The sequence below is a fragment of the Tunicatimonas sp. genome (assembly GCF_049647865.1).
Taxonomy (GTDB): Bacteria; Bacteroidota; Bacteroidia; order Cytophagales; family Cyclobacteriaceae; genus Tunicatimonas.
The window spans coordinates 1-2,332 of record NZ_JBARYM010000289.1 but is presented as its reverse complement, the minus strand read 5'-3'; the positions used below and the strand labels follow the sequence as shown (position 1 = coordinate 2,332).

Below are 2,332 nucleotides of genomic sequence, written 5' to 3'. Positions count from 1 at the left end.
GAAGATGATAGCTCTTCTTAAATGCGGCTATTTCCTGTTGGCTTGCTTTGTAAAAGCACTGTGTTTTATTAGGGTTAGGAACAATTCTTAGCTTTTCAGTAGATCCCCCTCTGGACAGGTACAAATAACTGCACCATTTAGATAGCTGGAAGCTGCGATCTAAAACAGAAGTATACTCCGATAGGGTTGAGAATACATTAGTCTCAACAAATTTCGCGTTCGGTAAAAGTGCTTTCAACTCCATAACTAATTGGGGATTCATATCGTGGGAGTGGATATGGATAAGCTCAGGACTCCATTCCTCAATATTGGTAGTTGTCTCCCTACAGTAGTTCGTGTAAACGACTATTCCGCTACGCTCTAGTTCATCACCTCTAAAACCTCCTTCGTTTACTGCATACAGTCGGCTATTATGACCAAGAATCTTGTAACCTTCGCAAAAGTTTTGAGCTGCCCTCTGCGTACCTCCTTTTCCCAAATCTTTTACCACCGTTAATATCTTCATACTATATCATCTTAGTAGTAGGGCATTCATTTTTAGGCCAAAAAGCCATCTTTTGCCGGGCACAAATAACTCGAAAAATAAATTTGTTACTAAGCTGGCAATTAGGGTTGCAAAAGCAGCACCGATAATTCCGTACTTCGGTATGAGAATAAGGTTGGCAATAATGTTAAGAAGTGCTAGCGAAAATTGCTTGACAAATACCACCTTTCCTAACCCAAATTTTAGTAAAAGCTTATTGGTGATTGTACCTAAGTACGTGAGCGGAATTGTAAATACCAGAATACCGACCACGAACTGGCTCTCCAAATAATCGTTGCCATACAGTAAATCGACCAGGAACTTCGACGAAATAAGGACACCGATAGAAATTGCCAACAGCAGATAGAAAATGTGCTTAATAAGTGCTTTTAATTTGCCCTGCTCTGTTTCCATATCCAAAGCAACAATCTTAGGATAGATCGATTTACCAATTACAGCGGGAATAAATACGAGCACTTCGGCTATTTTTACCCCTGCCGCGTATAGCCCCACACTTGATGTATCTAAGAAATAATTTAGCATCACTTGGTCTATTCTCATGCTGAGAGAAATAGAAATGCCGGATAATAACAGTGGCCAACTATCGCTAAATAACGTTGTTATGGTTGATCGCCGTATTTTCCAGGTAAACAACGATAGCCCGTTATACCTATAAAAGAAAATGGAGGAAACTACAAATACTAGGCTCTCAATGGCATAAACTGAGGCAAAAGCAAATAAACCCCTTTCGGTGAGGATAAAGTGTATTTTTACAGTGATTGATACGCCTATGCTTATAATACTAGCGTACACTTGATATTTGGATAATACCTGCGATTGAAAGTATAGACTAATCACGTTGAAGCTACCAAGCAGATTGGACAGTACAATAAGGTAGACAATGATATTTACCTTGGCTGAACTGGGGGAAAACCAAAGAGCTACGGAAACAAAGAGAACTAATACTGCGGAGCCAATCAACTTTATAGCAAAGGCTGAGCCTATTAGGTAGTCACGATTTTTCTTCTGAACGATCAGTTCTCTAACCAGTATATTATCAACTCCCAGCGAACCTAAAGCCGCAAACACCACCACAAAACTACTCGCATAGCTAAGCACACCAAAATCTTCCGGGCCCAAATAGCGAACCACCCAAACCCCTACAAATAAGCCCGACACCAGCCGCATTCCATTTTCAGCTAGTAGCCACACTGTATTTCCAAAATACTGGTTACTATATATTCGCTTAAAATCGCTCACTAATTTTGAAGCTGAAAGCAGTTTCATTGGCATGCAGGGTACCTCCTTTCAAGGTCTTCTGAGGTTTATTCTTTTTATCTAATCTTTGTTAGCAACTGCTTTACTTTGGCAATACCCCGGGATTTTACTGAGTAAAAGTCCATGAATTGCTCATGTATCTTTTTATTTGATTCTATTTTTGGCAGCAATTGGAATGTTGTGCTATCGCTTTTATCAAGCTCCGTTGTAAAACGGTCGAAGCCTGTAGAGTGGGTTGCCTCAGTACCAAAGCCAATATTATCTACTTTGGAAATAGTAGGATAGATTGTATATAGTTTCTCCTTGTATAGATGGTACTGCCACCGAATGGCCCACGAGTCAATTTTTCCGCGCATTTGCTTACGCAACATTCGGTATAAATCGCTTCCGTTGGCTCTAAAGTTTCTTCGGTTGGCATAGGACTGATTAAATTCTTCAAAGTCTTTCACTTCCCAGTCTATGTCAATCCACTTACTTTTCCAGGTAGCCCATCCGTGCGAGCTTACCCGAGGAAAAGCGTAAACATCAAAA

2 protein-coding genes and 1 pseudogene are annotated in these 2,332 nt (G+C 40.3%); all 3 read right to left on the bottom strand.

The genetic code is table 11. The features are described 5' to 3' along the window. The coding region (locus WBA23_RS08865) for a hypothetical protein (protein WP_424581916.1) at positions 1 to 505 on the bottom strand (505 nt) is incomplete at its 3' end. A 6-nt stretch (positions 506 to 511) separates the two neighbouring features. Continuing rightward, positions 512 to 1,810 (bottom strand): flippase, encoded by a 1,299-nt coding sequence (locus WBA23_RS08860; protein WP_424581915.1) that lies wholly within the window; start codon positions 1,808 to 1,810, stop codon positions 512 to 514. 47 nt (positions 1,811 to 1,857) lie between these two features. Beyond that, positions 1,858 to 2,332, bottom strand: a pseudogene (locus tag WBA23_RS08855) (glycosyltransferase); the annotation flags it as partial.

Bases quoted from the DNA above. Each gene is read 5' to 3' on its own strand.
- WBA23_RS08860 (WP_424581915.1), bottom strand. From the start codon at position 1,810: ATGAAACTGCTTTCAGCTTCAAAATTAGTGAGCGATTTTAAGCGAATA.